At 35.0% G+C, this 17,909-nt stretch carries 14 protein-coding genes; 6 read left to right on the forward strand and 8 right to left on the reverse strand.

The genetic code is table 11. The annotated features are described in order from the left end of the window. Positions 1–105: 105 nt before the first annotated feature. The gene (locus KIT27_06835; GenBank protein MCW5589365.1) at positions 106–720 is read right to left on the reverse strand and encodes an alpha/beta fold hydrolase; all 615 of its coding nucleotides are present in this window, start codon (positions 718–720) and stop codon (positions 106–108) included. Between KIT27_06835 and KIT27_06840 the strand changes: the two genes are divergently transcribed. Together KIT27_06840 and KIT27_06845 are read left to right on the forward strand one after the other, a co-directional pair. Beyond that, complete coding sequence (locus KIT27_06840; protein ID MCW5589366.1) at positions 719–1,528, forward strand: DUF2169 domain-containing protein; 810 nt, start codon at positions 719–721, stop codon at positions 1,526–1,528. The two genes, KIT27_06835 and KIT27_06840, sit on opposite strands and share 2 nt — an antisense overlap. 73 nt (positions 1,529–1,601) lie before the next feature. Next, positions 1,602–5,372: a hypothetical protein gene (locus KIT27_06845; GenBank protein ID MCW5589367.1), complete on the forward strand. Its 3,771-nt coding sequence runs from the start codon at positions 1,602–1,604 to the stop codon at positions 5,370–5,372. A gap of 38 nt (positions 5,373–5,410) precedes the next feature. Here KIT27_06845 and waaA read toward each other — a convergent pair whose 3' ends face one another. Further along, entirely contained in the window at positions 5,411–6,685 is a 1,275-nt protein-coding gene (gene waaA, locus KIT27_06850) for a lipid IV(A) 3-deoxy-D-manno-octulosonic acid transferase (protein MCW5589368.1), read from the reverse strand. 107 nt (positions 6,686–6,792) lie between these two features. Between waaA and KIT27_06855 the strand changes: the two genes are divergently transcribed. After that, on the forward strand, positions 6,793–7,428 hold the full coding sequence (locus KIT27_06855) for a thymidine kinase (protein MCW5589369.1): 636 nt from the start codon (positions 6,793–6,795) through the stop codon (positions 7,426–7,428). On the opposite strand, the gene KIT27_06860 is transcribed toward KIT27_06855, so the two are convergent. After that, positions 7,397–8,062, reverse strand: a complete 666-nt coding sequence (locus tag KIT27_06860) for a hypothetical protein (protein ID MCW5589370.1) — start codon at positions 8,060–8,062, stop codon at positions 7,397–7,399. The genes KIT27_06855 and KIT27_06860 overlap by 32 nt on opposite strands. A gap of 536 nt (positions 8,063–8,598) precedes the next feature. On the opposite strand from KIT27_06860, the gene KIT27_06865 reads away from it, so the two are divergent. Continuing rightward, on the forward strand, positions 8,599–9,936 hold the full coding sequence (locus tag KIT27_06865) for an MFS transporter (protein ID MCW5589371.1): 1,338 nt from the start codon (positions 8,599–8,601) through the stop codon (positions 9,934–9,936). An 83-nt stretch (positions 9,937–10,019) separates the two neighbouring features. On the opposite strand, the gene KIT27_06870 is transcribed toward KIT27_06865, so the two are convergent. Further along, the gene (locus tag KIT27_06870) at positions 10,020–10,868 is read right to left on the reverse strand and encodes an AraC family transcriptional regulator (GenBank protein MCW5589372.1); all 849 of its coding nucleotides are present in this window, start codon (positions 10,866–10,868) and stop codon (positions 10,020–10,022) included. Positions 10,869–11,219: 351 nt separating this feature from the next. Here KIT27_06870 and KIT27_06875 point away from each other — a divergent pair, with 351 nt between their 5' ends. Then, positions 11,220–11,519, forward strand: a complete 300-nt coding sequence (locus KIT27_06875; protein MCW5589373.1) for a hypothetical protein — start codon at positions 11,220–11,222, stop codon at positions 11,517–11,519. 120 nt (positions 11,520–11,639) lie between these two features. Continuing rightward, positions 11,640–12,623: an adenosine deaminase gene (add, locus tag KIT27_06880; protein ID MCW5589374.1), complete on the forward strand. Its 984-nt coding sequence runs from the start codon at positions 11,640–11,642 to the stop codon at positions 12,621–12,623. On the opposite strand, the gene KIT27_06885 is transcribed toward add, so the two are convergent. The 4 genes from KIT27_06885 to KIT27_06900 all read right to left on the reverse strand — a co-directional run bounded on the left by KIT27_06885 (position 12,581) and on the right by KIT27_06900 (position 17,888). Continuing rightward, entirely contained in the window at positions 12,581–12,742 is a 162-nt protein-coding gene (locus tag KIT27_06885) for a hypothetical protein (GenBank protein ID MCW5589375.1), read from the reverse strand. The two genes, add and KIT27_06885, sit on opposite strands and share 43 nt — an antisense overlap. A 293-nt stretch (positions 12,743–13,035) precedes the next feature. Further along, positions 13,036–13,470, reverse strand: a complete 435-nt coding sequence (locus KIT27_06890; GenBank protein ID MCW5589376.1) for an IS3 family transposase — start codon at positions 13,468–13,470, stop codon at positions 13,036–13,038. Between the two features lie 496 nt (positions 13,471–13,966). Beyond that, the gene (locus KIT27_06895) at positions 13,967–14,239 is read right to left on the reverse strand and encodes a hypothetical protein (protein MCW5589377.1); all 273 of its coding nucleotides are present in this window, start codon (positions 14,237–14,239) and stop codon (positions 13,967–13,969) included. 3,148 nt (positions 14,240–17,387) lie between these two features. Further along, a complete protein-coding gene (locus KIT27_06900) occupies positions 17,388–17,888 on the reverse strand; it encodes a helix-turn-helix transcriptional regulator (protein MCW5589378.1) in 501 nt (166 codons plus the stop codon). Between the last annotated feature and the right edge of the window lie 21 nt (positions 17,889–17,909).

Consider the following 17,909-nt stretch of genomic DNA (forward strand, 5'->3'; position numbering starts at 1 on the left):
CTGTCCGCCTACAGCGGACTAAATTAAGAAACCAAAACTTGATAGCCAACACCGAACCCCGCAATTAAATAAACACGGTGTTGCCGGCTGGGCTGATTCTCACGACTATTTATTTTCAGTTTTGTTAATAAAATTCTCAACTTCTCTAAAATAGTTGTCGCTATCATCCCAAAAGGAAAAGTGTCCACCATTAGGACAAATAAAAATATAGCTATCAGGAATTACTTTTTTCATCTGAAAGAGTTCATGTTTGTCTACAAAATCACGGTCCCCACCAATTAATAGTGTTGGTTCTTTGATAGATTGTAGTCTATCGTATATGTCCCAAGATGAATAATTAGTAATGTAAAATCTTCTATTATTCTTTCTTGAATTAACCATTGGTTCAGGTATTGGTTGTATTGTACGAAGGTATCTTCTTTCGAAATCGAGGTCAATTTTTTTTAATGTCGATGTATCAGAAACTTGTTTGCCTGATTCAAGTTGTTTAATAATTTCTTGCCCTGAGGCGTATCCTTTGGCTATTTCATTCCAAAGTTTTACTCGTGAGTTAATTAAATTTGGTGTACTGTATCCCTTATTGGAGATGATTAGCCCCTTTACATTGTTAGGGTATTTAATTGCATATTCCATTGCTAAGGCACCACCCCAAGAGTGGCCTAGAATGTAGAATTCATTTAATTCATCCGGAGAATTATTCTTTTCACACTCTGCTGAAATTTATGAACATCATTTATTCCTTGGTGAAAAGAATAACAGTAGTTTGCAGCATGCCGCAGATAATGTCCCTTTTAAACAAGGTGCAGAAATTTTAGTTCAAGGAATGGCGTATCCTAATGGAAATGAATATTGCGATGTTTCATTAATCGTAAACCGTGCCAAACTCACAAAACCACTAGTTGAAAAATCTTTACGAGTATTTGGCGAACGTGAATGGCGCCGTTCGCCTATCCATTTTTACATCAGCAAAAAACCTCTTAGTGAGCCGTTAGCCTTGCACTATGAATATGCTTACGGCGGGAAAGATCCGGCAAATCCCTATAATATTTACCCGTATAATCCCTGTGGTTTAGGTTTTACCGAAGATTATTTCAAAATAAATCGCTTAGCATTACCGCGCATCGAAAAATTATCACGCTTAATTGAAAAAATTTCCGACCAAGTCGCCCCAGGCGGCTTTGGCCCTATGCCAGTAGAATGGCTAGCACCCAATCATGCTCACGCCAAAATTTATGATCGCCCCGAGTATTTTTACAATGCTGCACCACGCGATCAACGCATTGAAAGCGCTTGGCTTGGTAATGAAAGTATTTGTTTAGCAGGATTTTTTCCCGACCAGCCAGCACTCACCCTAACACTACCTGATCTGAAATTACGCCTAATCACCCCACAACAAGGCACCATCACTCCGTTATGCGATACGATACTGATTGATACCGAAAAACATTCACTAGAGATGATTTGGCGCTTTGCCTATTGCGAAAATATTAATAGGCTAAGTGGGGAGATTGTTATCCAATGTGAATGATTTGTCATATTTCATTAATAATAGATTGCTAGACTTGCCCAAGTTTAATATAAAAATAACAATATAGAATATTATGCAAAGCACGCCATCCAATCCTCAACTTTTGATAACTGAAAATTACTGCATCCAATCTGAACTCTTGATTCAGGAAATTAATAAAAATTTTCATCCTTATGCAATAAGTTCTTCAGAGATTATAAACAGTGATGATACTTTACACGATATTGAAAAAAATCTAAAAAGCGCACGCGCCCAGGCGATAGAAAATATTTTAAATCAAATTAAAGCGCATTTTCTAGGAAAAAAAATAAACAAAGTATTATTGCCAAAAAAAAACGCGTTAGATGACCACATTAAAAATACTCTAAAAGAAAACTTCAGAAAAATTTTTGAACCCGGAAGCAATAGAGAAAAAACAAAATCATTCATTACCATGATGATATGCTCCTTAGGAAGTTGGGAATTATATGATTACTTTACAAATAACCTGGAAGTTAATCTTCCCATACAGTTAGGCGCCAATTTACATAAAAAACTGCAAATACAGTTAAAACTCTCTAAATTTGTTAATAATAAAGACAAGATAAAATATTGGGATATTATTTTTCACGCCTTAGTTATGAGCCCACTATCTTTTGTCCGCGAAAAAATCGAATTTTTGGAAAAAATTTCACAATCATCCAATTCTGTTATCCCTATATACCATCCATTTCTCTTGAATGAAAAGCATTTTCAAGTTCCATTAGCTTTAATCACCCAAAATCCTGATAAAAGACTCGTTTATTTCATTAGAGATAAAATACCAAACGATCAATATCTAACTCAGATTTTAAGCATTGATGAGTATCTTTCCCCTTCGGCGCCAACTGGATATTTAATCTTAAAAAGTGATAAGCATCACGTAATGGACTATTCCCGTGAAGATTTTAGTTTTTCTCAAATATTAACAACTTGTGTTGAATCAATTATAAAACCTCAGTTATTCGATCAACAACCCATAGATGGTCTTAAGAATCATGAAATTTATATTTATAACATAATCGATAAAATTTTTAAAAAGTTTACTACATTTTACATGGCTCTAACACTAGCCCATCCACAATATCAATTTCTGACAGCTAGTGACGAAATTAATAATGATAATCTTACGTTCATATTAAGCAACGCTTTAAATGATATTGTCAGCGACGTGATTGATCCTAAAATTAGCAAAATCAACCAGGGTAAAACAAAATCAGGGTTAAAAAAATTTTCTGATTATATAGAAAAAGAAATAAACATTGAAAATCTATTTTATAACAATATTAATGGGATTCGATATATAGTAGAAGGTTTCTTTATATTATCTGAACTAAAAGAAATTAATAGATGCTATCAAAATGGGAGTAATTTTTCCTTAACAAACACTGAAGTTAGCTACTTGGAAAAAATTATTAGCAATTATCTAATATTAATCAATTCACTGAATAATCAAACAAAATTAATAATAAAAAGAACCTCCGAATACTATAAGTATAATGAACACAATCTTTGGCCTGACTTCCTCGCCAATTTACACCCTAATGAATCCGACCTCAAAATTGAATCTGAAATTAACTCCGAAGAAGATATTATTCAAAAAATTGATAATCTATTAAAATCTAATGATATACGAACCTCCCAACCCGAGAATCAGCCTTTACTCTCTAAACCATCAAAAAAAAATTCTAATGCCAAGATAAAAAAACCAGTTATAGGAAAAAATCAGAAAAAACATCGCCGCGCCCCCGATTTCAGCTCGCCGGATAATGAATCAGAGCAAGAAGAATGCCCCATTAATAACGAAAATGATAATCAAAACGCTTCGAAGCAATCAAGCAATGATAATAACCCAACACCTGCATCTTCATCTTCTTTAAAGCGAAACCAACGTTCTAAACTACGTAGGAAAAAAAAGCGAGAAGAAATATTAAGTGGCCGAAAGAAAAATAAAAATCAAGAACTGAATTCTCAGTCTAGAGAATCAGATACATCAAATATATTAGATGAGCAAGATGAAGAACATACAGCACAGCAAGAAATTAAAAAGCAAGCAGAATACAGTGATGAGGAAGAAGATACACCAGGAGTTACAAATACCCTAAATACAATACAAGCATCTGATCAAGAACTCACAGCACAACAAGAAAGCAAAAGACAAGCAGAATGCCTAGAAGCCGAAGAAGATATAACAGGAAGTAGACTGGTCGACTCATCAAAAACAACAGAAAACTCTCAAACTATTCATGATGCTGAATTACAAAAATTATTCAATAGACTTCATCAGCAAGTAAAAAATCATCTAACATTAGCAAAAAATATTAACGTCACCTTTACGACAACCAACCCTAACTCTTTAAAAAATTATTTAAATCAGTTTATCTCATTATTATCAAATTTGGATGAATACTTATCCAAAAAATTTAATGATTTTATGATTAATCATTCACAGTATAATCAAGAAGAAACTTTAAGCAACGACATAAACGAACCCCATCTTCTAATTAAAAGCTGGAACCATACATTATGTTTATTTTCTAGCAAATTAAACGAACACTCACCATCTGAGGTAGTTAGCGAGCTTGTATTAACTTTATCTGATTTCTATTTTAAGTTATTACCAATTAACCTAGATGAGGAAAATATTAGAAATATTATGTTTTCTGTATTTAATTTAGGTGATAACTGTGCAAAAAAATACGATATATATCAAGTAGGTTCGCAGCTATTGTGTGGCCCCATGTATAACACGCCGCTAAATGATTGCGATTTTGTTATCTACACCAATGATGATAATTTTTCCATAGATGTCACTGCTATAGAAGACACTCTGAAAAAAATTACAAGTCTTAAAAAAATTACTAACTTCTTGGGGACTGATGAAGAAAATTACAAGTTTAAAAACTATCAATTTTATTTATATTCTAATAATCAATATTTTTCAAATGAAATATCGGTTGATTTAACGGTTTCTACTCGACCTAAATATAAAGATTTAGAATTGCGTCATGTTAATATGGCTTCAGTGTTATTATCTCCTCAAAATCGCATGAGCTTATTACCAGGCACTTACGACGCTTTAATCAATAGACAAGTATTATTAAATAAAAAACTGCCACTTATTACAGACTCCAATCTCAATAATGTCCATATTAAAATTAGCATCACCATCCGTATGTTTGCCAAGCTTTCGTGTGCAACTACCGCTTTTTGCACGCTAGACGAATCGGTTATCAAAGCAAGTAAAGAGATAGAGTATTTAAATTCATTTGAAACAGCATTGTGGACATTATGGACTAAAAAAATTAACTTCAGAGGGTTATTTAGTTTTTTTGAAAAAACTGATTTTAACATTTTAAAAATCATTGATAATTCAAGTCAAATTTTATTAACCACTGAGTATATAAACCACCTTAAAAATTTAGAAAATTCTCAACTTAACTGTTTAAGAGACTATGAATTCCGAACACAACAATACCCCAATACTCAATACGCAGGAAATCGTTTTTTCAATAACGCCAACTCAGTAAAAAAAGTTTATGCCTCAGTTCAATTTTTGGCGATACTCTATTTAGGTTCTTGGATTGAGGATAATGATAATCATGCCAAAATAATTAGCAAGCTAGAAAAAATAATTGCCCCTAGTTGCCGCAACCCCATAACACAGCTATTAGAAGCCTTATCAAATTGCTTAAGCATGAAATCTAACAATAACGATAATTCAATATATGAATATCACTCATGTGCTGAATATTTAATTAAAAATTTCGAACTATCTAATTATTTTAATGCAAGAAATTTAAAAAAAAACCAGATTAAATCATAATTAATTATTAATTTTTTGACATGTATTTTTTAACTATTTTATAAATTCACGGCTGCTTGTATAATCGCCAGATGTTTATCCAAAGCACCGCGATTTTTTTCAACGACGTGCTTCCCCTTTTCGCCAATTTGCACACGTTTTTCGGTATTTTGTAACAGGTAAATCACCTCATTTGCGAGTTCTATTTCTGAATGCACTTGTTTAGCCGCCGCGACATCGACAAGTAAGCGGGTAATTTCGGTGAAATTAAACATAAATGGGCCGGTTAACATTGGAATACCAATAGCGGCGGGCTCTAACAAATTGTGCCCACCCACTTCAACAAAACTACCACCTACAAAGGCCAAATCGGACGCGGCGTAAAATAACATTAATTCTCCCATGGTATCGCCAAGAAAGACTGCAGTATTTTTGTTACAACGTTCACCCGAACTGCGCAACACCACTTCGTATCCTTCGCGTTCTGCTAAGTGCGCGACTTTGTTAAATCGTTCAGGATGACGCGGCACTAAAACCAGTAACGTGGTGGGTAACGCTTTTTTAACTAACGCAAATGCGCGCAAAATAATTTCTTCTTCACCGTCATGCGTACTCGCAGCAATCCATATAGGTCGATCGACTCCCCATTGTTGACGGAGTATTTCTGCACTTTCACACAAACTTGCTGGCAGTTGCAAATCAAATTTCATACTACCACTGACGGTTATTTTATTTTTATCAACACCGAGTCGCAGATAGCGATCAGCATCGTCTTGCGTTTGCGCAATAATTTGCGTCACATTATTTAACATAGGTTTTACTAAATATAAAAACCGCGCATAACGTTGATAAGAACGTTGTGATAAACGCGCATTTGCCACAAACAGCGGGATTTTTTTACGCTGACAATAATAAAAAATATTAGGCCACAGTTCTGTTTCCATCATGATGGCCATTTTTGGTTTGATTATTTTTAAAAACCGTTCGACGACATGAGGTAAATCATAAGGTGCATAGATATGAAAAATATCTTGCGTTTTCATATTAACAAAATGTTTTTTAATTTGCTGTGAACCTGTGGGGGTGGTAGAGGTTATTACAATGGCAAAATCAGGATAGGCTTGTTTTAATTTTTTGATTAGAGGAATAGCGAGGATCACCTCACCCACAGAAACGGCATGTACCCATATCACCTGTTGCGTGGGCGACTCAATATGGGCAAAACGTTCGTGGATACGACGACGATAATCTGGCGCACGTCGCGAACGCCAAATTAGCCGCAGTACTATAAAAGGAGTCAATAAATACAATAATATGCTGTAAAGAATACGCAAGGTGATTATCTTCGTTACACTGTAGAGGCTGCCATTTTAACTTTGCCATTTAGCCCTAATCAAGCTAGCATAGCGAATTAATTTATCATTTTTGTCATGGTGAGAGTGTGGCCAAGCTATATTTTTATTATTCTGCAATGAATGCCGGTAAAAGTACGACGTTGTTGCAATCGAGCTATAATTATCAAGAGCGTGGTATGGCTACTATTTTATTTACTCCGGCCATTGATACGCGTTACTCACGCAATAGCATCCATTCGCGCATTGGTCTTTCAGCAGAAGCTATCACTTTTACCACCGAAACCAATTTGTTCGATTATGTTCAAGCCTGCATGCCAGGCCTAAAAAAATTGGCTTGTGTCTTAGTGGATGAAGCACAGTTTTTAAGTAAACAACAAGTTCATCAATTAACTGAAATTACCGATCGTTTAAATATTCCTGTCCTTGCCTATGGTTTACGCAGTGATTTCCAAGGTGAAGTTTTTCCAGGCAGTTTATATTTATTAGCTTGGGCAGAAGAAATTATTGAAATCAAAACCATTTGTTATTGCGGGCGCAAAGCCACAATGAATATGCGAATTGATGAACAGGGTCGAACCGTGACCGAAGGTAATCAAATCGAAATTGGTGGCAACGATCGCTACATTGCCACTTGTCGTAAATGTTTTAAAAAAGCATCGCCTCCACAGGAGTTATTTACCCCCATTATTCTTAACGAGAATGAACCGGCGGACGTGGGATAAATTCATCGGGTTCTACTAACGGGTAATCGGCAATTAACTCTTGAGCCTTTAAAAGAGGTAATCTTAGTAAAAACTCATGTTCTTTTTGGGTAATTAACTGATTATCCATCATTTTTTCTAAAATCTCATAGGCGCGATTATTATTATCACATATAGTGGTATAAATATTTTGAACACGTTCTATTATTTCTGGGGCAGGAATACGGTCGTCATGGAAAAGATTGTAAATTGCCACGTTATAACTTAGCAAAATTTCTTCTTCTTGTTTTTTCAGTAAATGAAAATACTCGTAAAAAGTTGAGTCTACTCCCCTTCTGACTATTAAATCTAGATGAAATCGATACTTAGCAACAAAAATGTTAGGATTATTTTTAAAAATATTCATCAATATCGCTATCATTTTCATGGCCATTTGATTAAGCATTTTTAACGAAACAGGTAAAACTTTTTGAGTTCTATAACTTAAATTTATGTAGGAATTATGTTCAAATAAAAATGCAATAATTTCCTTGCAAAATTTTTTTAATCCAATGAATTCTTCATGAGCTTTTTTTATTTGCTCTTCCAGAGTTTTTTCCCATTTTTTAACTAAATTTTCACCGTGTTCAAGATGGTTTTTCAATAATTTTTCCATAAATTTCGATAATCCTTGATTAGATAATATTTTGTTTGGCCGCGCTATTCTAATCTTTAATCTATTTATAAACAATCAGTTTTAATTATTAAGCCTAGCTTAATAATTTTGTAAAAATTCTGCGGTAGGTAATGTGAGTTTACCCTGTTTAACCATTTTCTTAGCCTCTGTTAAAGGATGTTTTTGCAAATAATGATGAACCATTAAAATAGAAGCTATAGTAACAAAAACGCTGTTTTGTTTATTATAGAAAAATCTAACTAAAAGAATTTTATTAAGCAATCACGTTAATAAAAGAAAGTGCCTTTTTCTTTATCAAAAAGAGAAATTTTTGAGAACACTTGGCCGTTATGATGCGTTTTTTTATTGGTCGCAGTATTGGCAAATATTTTATTCGTTACTTAGGGCGTGTTGAACTAGCACTAGCCCAGCCGATTTTGTTATGCATAATAAGCACAGAAATTCAATTTCCTCTATTACCATAACTCGTAACTTCTGTTAGAATGGCGCGATTTTTTAACTCTGGCAGAGCATACATGCAAACCCATTTTACTAACTCACAAGGCGCAACCACTTTGACTACTTCAACTCGTTTTTCTTTGTATCCTTGGTTCGTATTAGTTTGTACCTCTTGTTTTTTCTTTTACGAATTCGCTCAACTCAATATTTTTAATGCGATCGATGAACAAGTCAGAATATCATTTTCCCTAAATGCCTCCGATTTAGGCCGTTTTTCCGCGTTTTATGCCGATGCTAATTTATTATTTTTATTTCCCGCCGGCTTATTGCTCGACCGCTTCTCTGCACGTAATTTAATTATCCTAGCCATGTTAGTTTGTTCTGGCGCGACGTATGCCTTTGCCCACGCGCATAGTTTGTGGATTGCAGAGCTTTGTCGTTTTTTAACAGGAATGGGTGGTTCGTTTTGTTTACTCGCCTGTTTACGTCTAGCCTCTCGTTGGTTTACGCCGAAACACATGGCACTGGCATCAGGAATTATTGTCACCCTAGGCATGGCCGGTGGCGCGGTGGCGCAAGCACCGTTTACTTATCTGGTCGAAAATTATGGTTGGCGCCAAGCAATGACGATCAACGCATTCGTTGGTTTAGCCATTATTCTGATCATCTTAGCCATTGTGCGTGACTACCCTCCTACGGAACAACAACACTACGAATCCGATCATAACAAACTTCATCAACTCGGATTTTGGCGCAGCATTGTTTTGGCACTGTCTAATCGTCAAAATTTTTTATGCGGTGTTTACACCAGTTTATTAAATTTACCCGTAGCGTTATTAGGCGCCATTTGGGGCGTGCCATATTTGCAAACAGCGTGTGGGTTAACTCGTGATCAAGCATCACTCGTTACCATGATGATTTTTATCGGCACGTTAATTGGTAGCCCTACTGTAGGTTGGATCTCCGATAAAATCGCGCGTCGCAAATTACCCATGCTCATCGGTGGGATTTTATCCTTAGCCTTTATTTTATTAGTCATGTATATTCCTTTTCATTCTTATCTCACTTATATGATTTTATTTTTAGCCCTCGGTTTTATAACAAGCTCTCAAGTGATCTCTTATCCTTTAATTGCAGAAAGTAATCCCAGTTTTTTAACGGGTACCAGCACCAGTATTGCTTCTATTTTAATTTTAGGTGGCTATGCATTTTTCCAACCGATTTTTGGAAAATTAATGGATTTAAATTGGCATGGTCATTTAGAACATGGCGTGCGTCATTACTCGCCCAGCGACTTTACGCTTCCCATGTTAGTATTTCCAGCCGCGTTCGCCGTGGGCATTGTGATTACCTTTTTTATCCGCGAAACGTATTGTCGCTCGGTGGAAGAATTAAAGTCGGCGAAAGAAATTTAAATTGAATTGATAATATGCCAATAAATATCATGTCCTATCAGTGTCGAAAATGTTACCCATAGGACATGATGTAAAGCAGGATCTTACTTCAGCAAGACCCAAATTTCCGTGAGCAGTTCTGTTTCTGCCACTTCATGATCAAAATTATGGTAGCAGAAAATGCAGGGTAAATCGCCCAACTCCTCTCCAGATTGCGGAAGCCAATCACGATACAAACCGTAAATTGTATCGCCGATATTATCGCGGGATCCCTTATGAGTAGTAACCGCATATCGACCCGCAGGCAATTCTCTTTCGATGACTTCATCGTTGAGTTTAAAGTCTTGCGGCACAGTAAGTGCTAAATCAAATTGCCATTCTTCTGCTGGGGTTTCTCGAGGATCGTGATATCCAAATCCAAAGGCTTCTCCAGCTTTAGGCTTTAAATTAATTGGCTGAGCTTTAGCCCAGGATATTAATTTATCCACCGTCATGGATAATTTCATTGGATCGCCATGATGTTCCATTACTGCCAATCTTCTTGATGGCAGATCTTTTATGGTGATGGTCATAATTTTTTTACCTTTAATATGCAATGAATACGGTGGGTTTTCCCATGTCCGCCAATTCGCTTTATGTCTAAAACTACTTGGCGATTGGCCACAAGCTTGTTTAAAAGCTCGGCTAAATGCTTCATGAGAGTCAAACCCCGCAGCCAAAGCGATGTTAATAATGGTATCTTCTTTTTGCACAATCAATTGGTGAGCAGCTCGTTTCAGCCGCAGCCATTTGATATAACTTTTCAAAGATACACCGGCGTGTGCGGTAAATAGACGATGAAAATGGTATTTTGAAAAACAAGCAATGCGACACAGTTCCTCCAGCACAAGATCTTCATCCAGATGCTGGCCTATAAATTCAATCACTCTGTTAACACGTTCTTGGTAACTCATCATAACCCTAATTTTTTGTCTATCTATTCACGACGTCAAGAATATAGGTAATGCAGATTTTGTGCTTGACCACTTTTGCTAAAATCTCGATAAACATTTAGTAGTACCACATACTCCGCATAATTTATACAGGCAAGAAACGGATGGGGTTATGGACGCGATGAAAGAATTTATTTTGAATCATGGCTAAGAAAATGCGCACACAAATTTCCGACATTGTCTATAAAAAATACCGTCATTATATGTCATAATAACGCTATGGCAATTTTATGACTTGTGGAAATGGAGCAATAACAATCCCTTCTAATCTCAATCACGTTTTTTCACAAGAGCACAACACGGAGGTGTGTGATGAAATTACGGATTCATTCCATTGGCGTTAATTCTAACTACTTTCATAGCGATTTACGCAAAATTGGTTTAGCGTGTATGTTAGGCTGTTTAACGCATTTTTTTATGATTAAACAACCGGAACGCATCATTCCCTTGGTGGTAATTTTCGGTATTGGCATTTTCATTTGGCTGATTGGAATTTGCGCTCCTTTACCTCATAGCAATGCTTATGAATATGCGCAATATCACGTGACGTATTCACCAATCCACCACGAACATGTTATTGAGGTGGCAGACATAAAATATCGTGCGGAATAAAATTAAATCATCAGCCTGGATGTGAGTTCAGCCGTTAAAAATCCAATACGGCTATAGCAATTGCCCTGCAAAATTCGGTATTATATTAACCCTTAATTTATGATTAAAAGCAGGTGCCACGTGATCCCAAAAGCCGAATTACATGTTCATTTTGAAGGTTCGATTTTTCCCGATCTCGCGAAAAAGCTCGCACAAAAAAATAAAATAACATTACCCGATGAAATTTTTACGCCGCACAATACTTATGCCTGGAAAGATTTTAGCGATTTTCTCAACGCCTATGATGTGGTAAGCCAAGTCATTCGCACTCCGGAAGATTATCGTGATATCGGCTACGAGTATTTAAAACGCTCCGCTCAAGAAGGAGTCATTTACACTGAGTTAATGCCCTCACCCGATCATGCAAAAAATTCAGGTTTAAGTTATCAAGATATGCTAGAAGGCGTGGTGGCAGGCATGCAAGATGCCAAACGAGATTTTAATATTGAATCGCGGATTATGATCTCCGGCGTTCGGCATTACGGCATAGAAGCCTGTGAAGCGGTGGCAAAGTTAACCCAGCAATACCCCCATCCGCTCGTCACTGGATTTGGTTTAGGTGGAGATGAATTGAATTTCCCGCCGCAGTTATTTAAAAAAACCTACGCCATTGCCAAAGACGCCGGATTACAATTAACCTGTCACGCCGGTGAATGGGGCGCACCCGACACGGTTCGCACCGCGATTGAAGTATTAAATTTACAACGCATTGGCCATGGCGTACGCAGCATTGAAGACGATGCTGTCTTGCAATTCATTATCGATCGCAATGTTACCTTAGAAGTAGCGCCCGGTAGCAATATCAGTTTACGTGTCTATCCTAATTTTGCTGCTCATCCCTTATTAAAATTACGCGCCAGAGGTGTGCGCGTTACGCTGAACTCGGATGATCCTCCATTTTTTGGCACGACTATCGGCCAAGAATATGAAACTGCGAAAACTCAATTTAATTTGACGGATAATGAATTAATCTCGATAACACAAAACGCTATCCTTGGCGCCTTTGTGGATGAAAACACACGTCAAGAATTATTGGCAAGAGTGAAAAAATTGACTAGGCAGTAATTTCGTCTGTTTTTCTTAGAGACAACTTGAAAAACCATAGGTTTTTGGTGTGAAGCGCCATAAAATCCAGCTGCGCTGAGTAATGCAACATAGTACTCTGCATCAAGATATTTCATCATAATAGGAATTAATTCCTCAGCTGGAATAGAACCCTATAATTTGTGTTTAGAAGATACTATAACGTATAGTCTGTTAACTGGATTAATAAGCTTTCCAGCTCTTTTTAGTCGAGACAAACCCGCTCTTGCAGCACCATAAGAGAGGTTAAGAGCTTACATGATCTCTTGAGAAGTAAAACATCTCTTACCGCCAGATCGTAATTTTTCAAGATACTCAATAAACACGAGATGTCCTAATAGTGAGGTTTTTTATCACTATTAGGACATATAATTATTGAATGGTTAATGTGATCCTACCCCACCTCAATACACTGAAAAATACTTTGTTTGGCGATTTCTCGTGTAGCATATTGTTGCGTATAAATTAATTCTGTTTTTAAGGTATGGAAAAAACTTTCACTCACTGCATTATCCCAATAATTACCTTTACGACTCATACTACAAATAAAATTAAATTTTTTAAAAAATTTCTGATAATCGTGCGAGCAATATTGAGAACCCCGATCGGAATGAAATAACACACCGCGAGGAAAACCGCGTCGCCACAAAGCAATCATCAGCGCATTACAGACGAGATCTCGTGATAGGGTAGACTGAATAGACCAACCGAATACAGCACGCGAATACAGGTCAATAGCAACAGCTAAATATAACCAACCTTCATTTGTCCAAATGTAACTAATATCACCGACCCACTTTTGGTTAGGATCATTTATCAGTTTGAAGATGAAGCGTTGGCAAAGTGGATCAGGGGTTTATAACATTTGCATTGAATATATTGTTCTTCCACATCAGATTAATAATTAATATCTTCGAGGGTGACGCTCAAATATTTTAAGCAAATTAATGAGGTTCTGGCTGCACCACGCTCATTACAACCGAATGCATTATCGCCCACCCAAAAATTTCAGTGGCTTCATTTTGCGATAGCAGCAGTATGTATTTTCTGATCTAATAAATTTCAGTTTGAGTGAGTGGCCATCTATTTCAGCTTTAAAAGCATCGCACGCTTTTATTTTTAAATGTGGGAGTGAAGTAACGTAAATTCTGCCACGAATGGTGTCGCTAACGAGACAAGTTTTTACTAGACTCGACAATTTTACGCAGACTTGTTTTTCCAAAATGTTTTCTATTGTCCTTAAATCCTTAAAAATCTCTCCTCAGGTACAAAACCTAAGGAGAGTAGTTACACACATTGGCTATCGGGCAAGCCTAGTTGGATTTTTAGTCGTTCTTAAGATTTAAATGCGTCTCATCACAGGAAACAACAAATTTTTTATTCAACAAACTCTGATTCGATTCCCAACCGTAAATGTAACTAATTAATTTTTTATCTCTAACGCTAAAATCAGCCAGTTTATTATCATCATTAAATAATGCTTGTGCTGTTGTTCTATCTGTTTCTTCTGCTTCATTATCGTAAACGACTAACTGACATTGCGGATCACCGGGTGTAAAATCTTGACTGAGCAATTGATAACGAGTGGTGTTTTCCATAGCAATTTTCCTCATTTTTCCAAACTTGCATGTCTATTTTGCTCATTAATTGCTATAGCAATAATGTAATAGCTTCAATGAGCAGGCTTTAACGGTGAGCAATATATTTGCTCACCCCTTATTGTTCCTTCATCATTATCCTGTTTCCCTTTCAACAGATGTGATGTTTGTCTGTAATAATTATGTTTTTTTTGCTATTTACCTCCCTCTTATGTTATTAAAATTTGATTGCATTGCTCACACATAGTAAAGACATAGCAAACACTTACCATTGCTTCAGATAATCCAGGTTGATAATTTCCTGTTGCTCATCTATTAAGTCGCGTGGATCCTCAATCATCACTGTAAAAATCCCTGCCCTTTTAGGATTGCCTTGTGGTGTCATATTTTATTCAACTCCCGTAATAAAAATTTTTTTGCTACTTAGTATTCTGTTTTTCTTTCTTAAAAATTAGTTTCTTGTTATATTTTTAAAAAATATGTAACCTAGCCTTTATTATTCATTTATTGAAAAATAAATCAATATTTGATATATATTATCAAATATTGCTAATTAGTCAACAGGTGATTGTAAAATAAAATTTTTGTTCATATTTTGAACTAAACTGGATATGTATGAGAAAGACTTCTGCTATTTTAACAATCGGTATCAACAACTATAAAGACACCTCTTTTTCCCCTTTATCTTTTGCTATTAGTGATTCAGTAAAAATTAACAGACTTCTAAACGCTATTGAATTATATGAAAATTCGACTTCATTACACAATGAACATGCTACTACTGCTAATATAATTAACGAAGTTAGTAAATTGGGCAAAAAATCAAAAAAAATATTTATTTATTTCTCAGGACATGGCGAATATATTGATGGAATCTCTTACCTTTGCACGTATGATACTCAGAAAAGAGATATCATTAATACTGCTCTTTCTCTAAATAAATTAATTCAAATAATTAAAAAAGAAAATTTCACTGAAATAACTTTATTATTAGATGCTTGTGATCTTATCGTTGAGAAAATTAATATAGATAAAAAAATAAAGGTGTTTTCCCCCAAAGATAGGGTTGCTTACGAAGATACACTATTAAGCGGAAGCCTCTTTACAAAGAAATGGATATTAAATTTTCTGCATAACCTTGACGGAAAAAATTTAAATATGAATCGTCATCAGAGAATTAAGAAAAATTTAGAAATCATATTCCACACAGAAAGCAATCAAGTATTAATACATGGCAAGTCTGGATTAGGAAAAAGTTACTTCTTAATAGAAACAGCAGAAAATGATAAAAATATTTTTTACATTTCTGTTCCTAAAATTAAAGGAATGACTTTTCAATTGTTATTGAATTTGATTAGTGAGGCCATAGCAAGCAAAATATCCAATAGAGATAGGCCATCTTTAGATTCAGATCCCGAAAGATATATTAGATTTTATGTTCAAAATAACCCACATGTCATTTTCATGGTTGATCATGTTGATCACCTAGGAAACGTCTTACGTCAAAGACTTTCTGAATTTTTGTCTGAACTTCCCGTGTGCAAAATATTAGCATCCCGATATAAACATTCATCATTGAAAAATTATAAACATTACAAATTCCCTGCTATGAAAACCCATGATATTGAAGAAACTCTTAGATTAATGGGAATTAACAATTTTGTAACCATTCGTCGTTGTAAAGAAATATCGAAAGGTAATTATTTAGAATTATTAAAAGTAATTAATGATCAAGAGCCATTGAAAAACCAAAATAAAAATGAGATTTTTAGTAATCCATCTATGATAATCACTGTTTCATCTATCATTATTAGCGGCGGATTCGTTAACCAAGATTTATTCTGTAAAACAACTGGATCAACAAATGGCGATTTGGAAAATTTAAAAAAACTAGGGATGCTAATATACCATCAAGGATTCTATTATCCACATGACTCTATATACGATCTCGACATTTCTGAAAAGTCAAAAGTCATTGAGGAAAAGGTATGTCATTACTGGAGGTCAGAAATAGAACTTAATACGAAAAACTATCCTGCCATAAAAAATTATATCTTAGTTTTGAAGCACCTTAATCCAAAATTTAATTCTGAAGATGAATCAACCTATATGAAAATTTTTGAAAGTCTTAATGGTAGGCAAAATTCCGCATTTATATTAATGTTAAGTCACTATCTTGAAGATAAAGCGATATCATCAAGAATAAAAAATTTACTTATTGAGAAATTAATTGACATAGGTGAATTTGAAACAGCTCTACATATAGTTAAATATGATTCTAATAATAGCTGCATTGAAATTGACATCCTAGAATCAGAAATTCTTTGGTGGTTAGGAAAGTTTGATGATTGCATAACTCTAGCTACTCATTTTTTAACAAAAAAAATTTCTAAAGAAGCTAAAGCACTTTTCAAGTGCGCAAGGGGAATAGGTTATTTTTTTATAGGAAAATGGGATGAATCTCAAAAAGATCTAGAGTATCTTGTGAGCGATAATAATATTACTAAGAAAAAAGCTATATTTTTATCTTATTTAGTTTTAGCAACGATACAAGGACTACGAGGAACTAATTTTCCAGAGAGCGTTAAAAATTTTAAATTAGCAATTGATTATGCCAATGAATCAGGAAAACTTTATTGGCTTGCACTTACTTTCGGTAATATTGGTGAAATGTTATGGAAAGCAGGTTTTTATAAAAATTCAATTAATGCCCTTGAGATGGGAAGTCATTTAGCGTATATAACTGGGAACGATCCTGTAGAATTAGAAATGAATCGCAATTTGTTACATGCGTACCACTATTCCCGTCAATGTGACAAAGAGAGAACTCAGCTTGCTAGATTAGAAAACATATTTAAAAAGAACGTCGATAGCTATGTAAAAATGCAAATTATTAACACATTGGCGACTCATTACATTTTTAATGGTAACAAAAAATATCAGCCACTTATTAAAGAAGCATCTGAATTAACAAAGGATAATTTAGAATATAAAATTTATACCCTAGCAAATAGAGCAATCGCAGACTTAAGTAAAGGAAAACAAAATACCGCAAAAAAATTTATGGAGGAAGCGCTAAATTTATGTGAAAAAGGTTCAAATTGGCTTGCAATGAAGCAAATATTAGATGATTGGGATGAAGTAATTTTTATTCATCAGCGCAATCTAAACGGTTCACAACAAGTCTTTCAAAAATGGCATCAAATGCTTGGAAAAAAACTTCTACCATACCTTTCTCATCTTGAACTTTTGTGCAAATATCTTGAACACATTTAAATATAGTAGTAGCCAAATAAATTTTAGCTGAATTTTCTACATCTATTTTATAACGATCACATAATTTTTCAAGTTTCGTATAAATTGTTGGAATGAGATAAATATCTACACTATCTGAATTTTTATTAGATAGGTCACTATTGGTATCGCTTATATTATCTTCATTTAAAAGCTTAGAGACTGGAACTTTTAAAGCTTTAGCTAATTGAGACAACATATCAATTGTCATCTGTGTTTCACCACGTTCCATGCGGCCTACTTTCTGATAATCAACTCCCATTTTATCTGCGAGATCGTGCAATGACATGCCTTTCTCTCTACGAACATCACGTAGTTTTAAAAGTATTTTCTTTTTTTCATCTGAATTAGGCATTTTGAAATATCCTGCTCAATG

The organism is Legionellales bacterium, assembly GCA_026125385.1.
Classification (GTDB): Bacteria; Pseudomonadota; Gammaproteobacteria; order JAHCLG01; family JAHCLG01; genus JAHCLG01.

Coding starts and splice junctions, on each gene's coding strand:
- KIT27_06845 (MCW5589367.1), top strand. CDS start 1,602: ATGCAAAGCACGCCATCCAATCCTCAACTTTTGATAACTGAAAATTAC.
- KIT27_06860 (MCW5589370.1), bottom strand. CDS start 8,062: ATGGAAAAATTATTGAAAAACCATCTTGAACACGGTGAAAATTTAGTT.
- KIT27_06865 (MCW5589371.1), top strand. CDS start 8,599: ATGCAAACCCATTTTACTAACTCACAAGGCGCAACCACTTTGACTACT.
- KIT27_06870 (MCW5589372.1), bottom strand. CDS start 10,868: ATGAGTTACCAAGAACGTGTTAACAGAGTGATTGAATTTATAGGCCAG.
- KIT27_06875 (MCW5589373.1), top strand. CDS start 11,220: ATGAAATTACGGATTCATTCCATTGGCGTTAATTCTAACTACTTTCAT.
- KIT27_06885 (MCW5589375.1), bottom strand. CDS start 12,742: ATGATGAAATATCTTGATGCAGAGTACTATGTTGCATTACTCAGCGCA.
- KIT27_06895 (MCW5589377.1), bottom strand. CDS start 14,239: ATGGAAAACACCACTCGTTATCAATTGCTCAGTCAAGATTTTACACCC.
- KIT27_06900 (MCW5589378.1), bottom strand. CDS start 17,888: ATGCCTAATTCAGATGAAAAAAAGAAAATACTTTTAAAACTACGTGAT.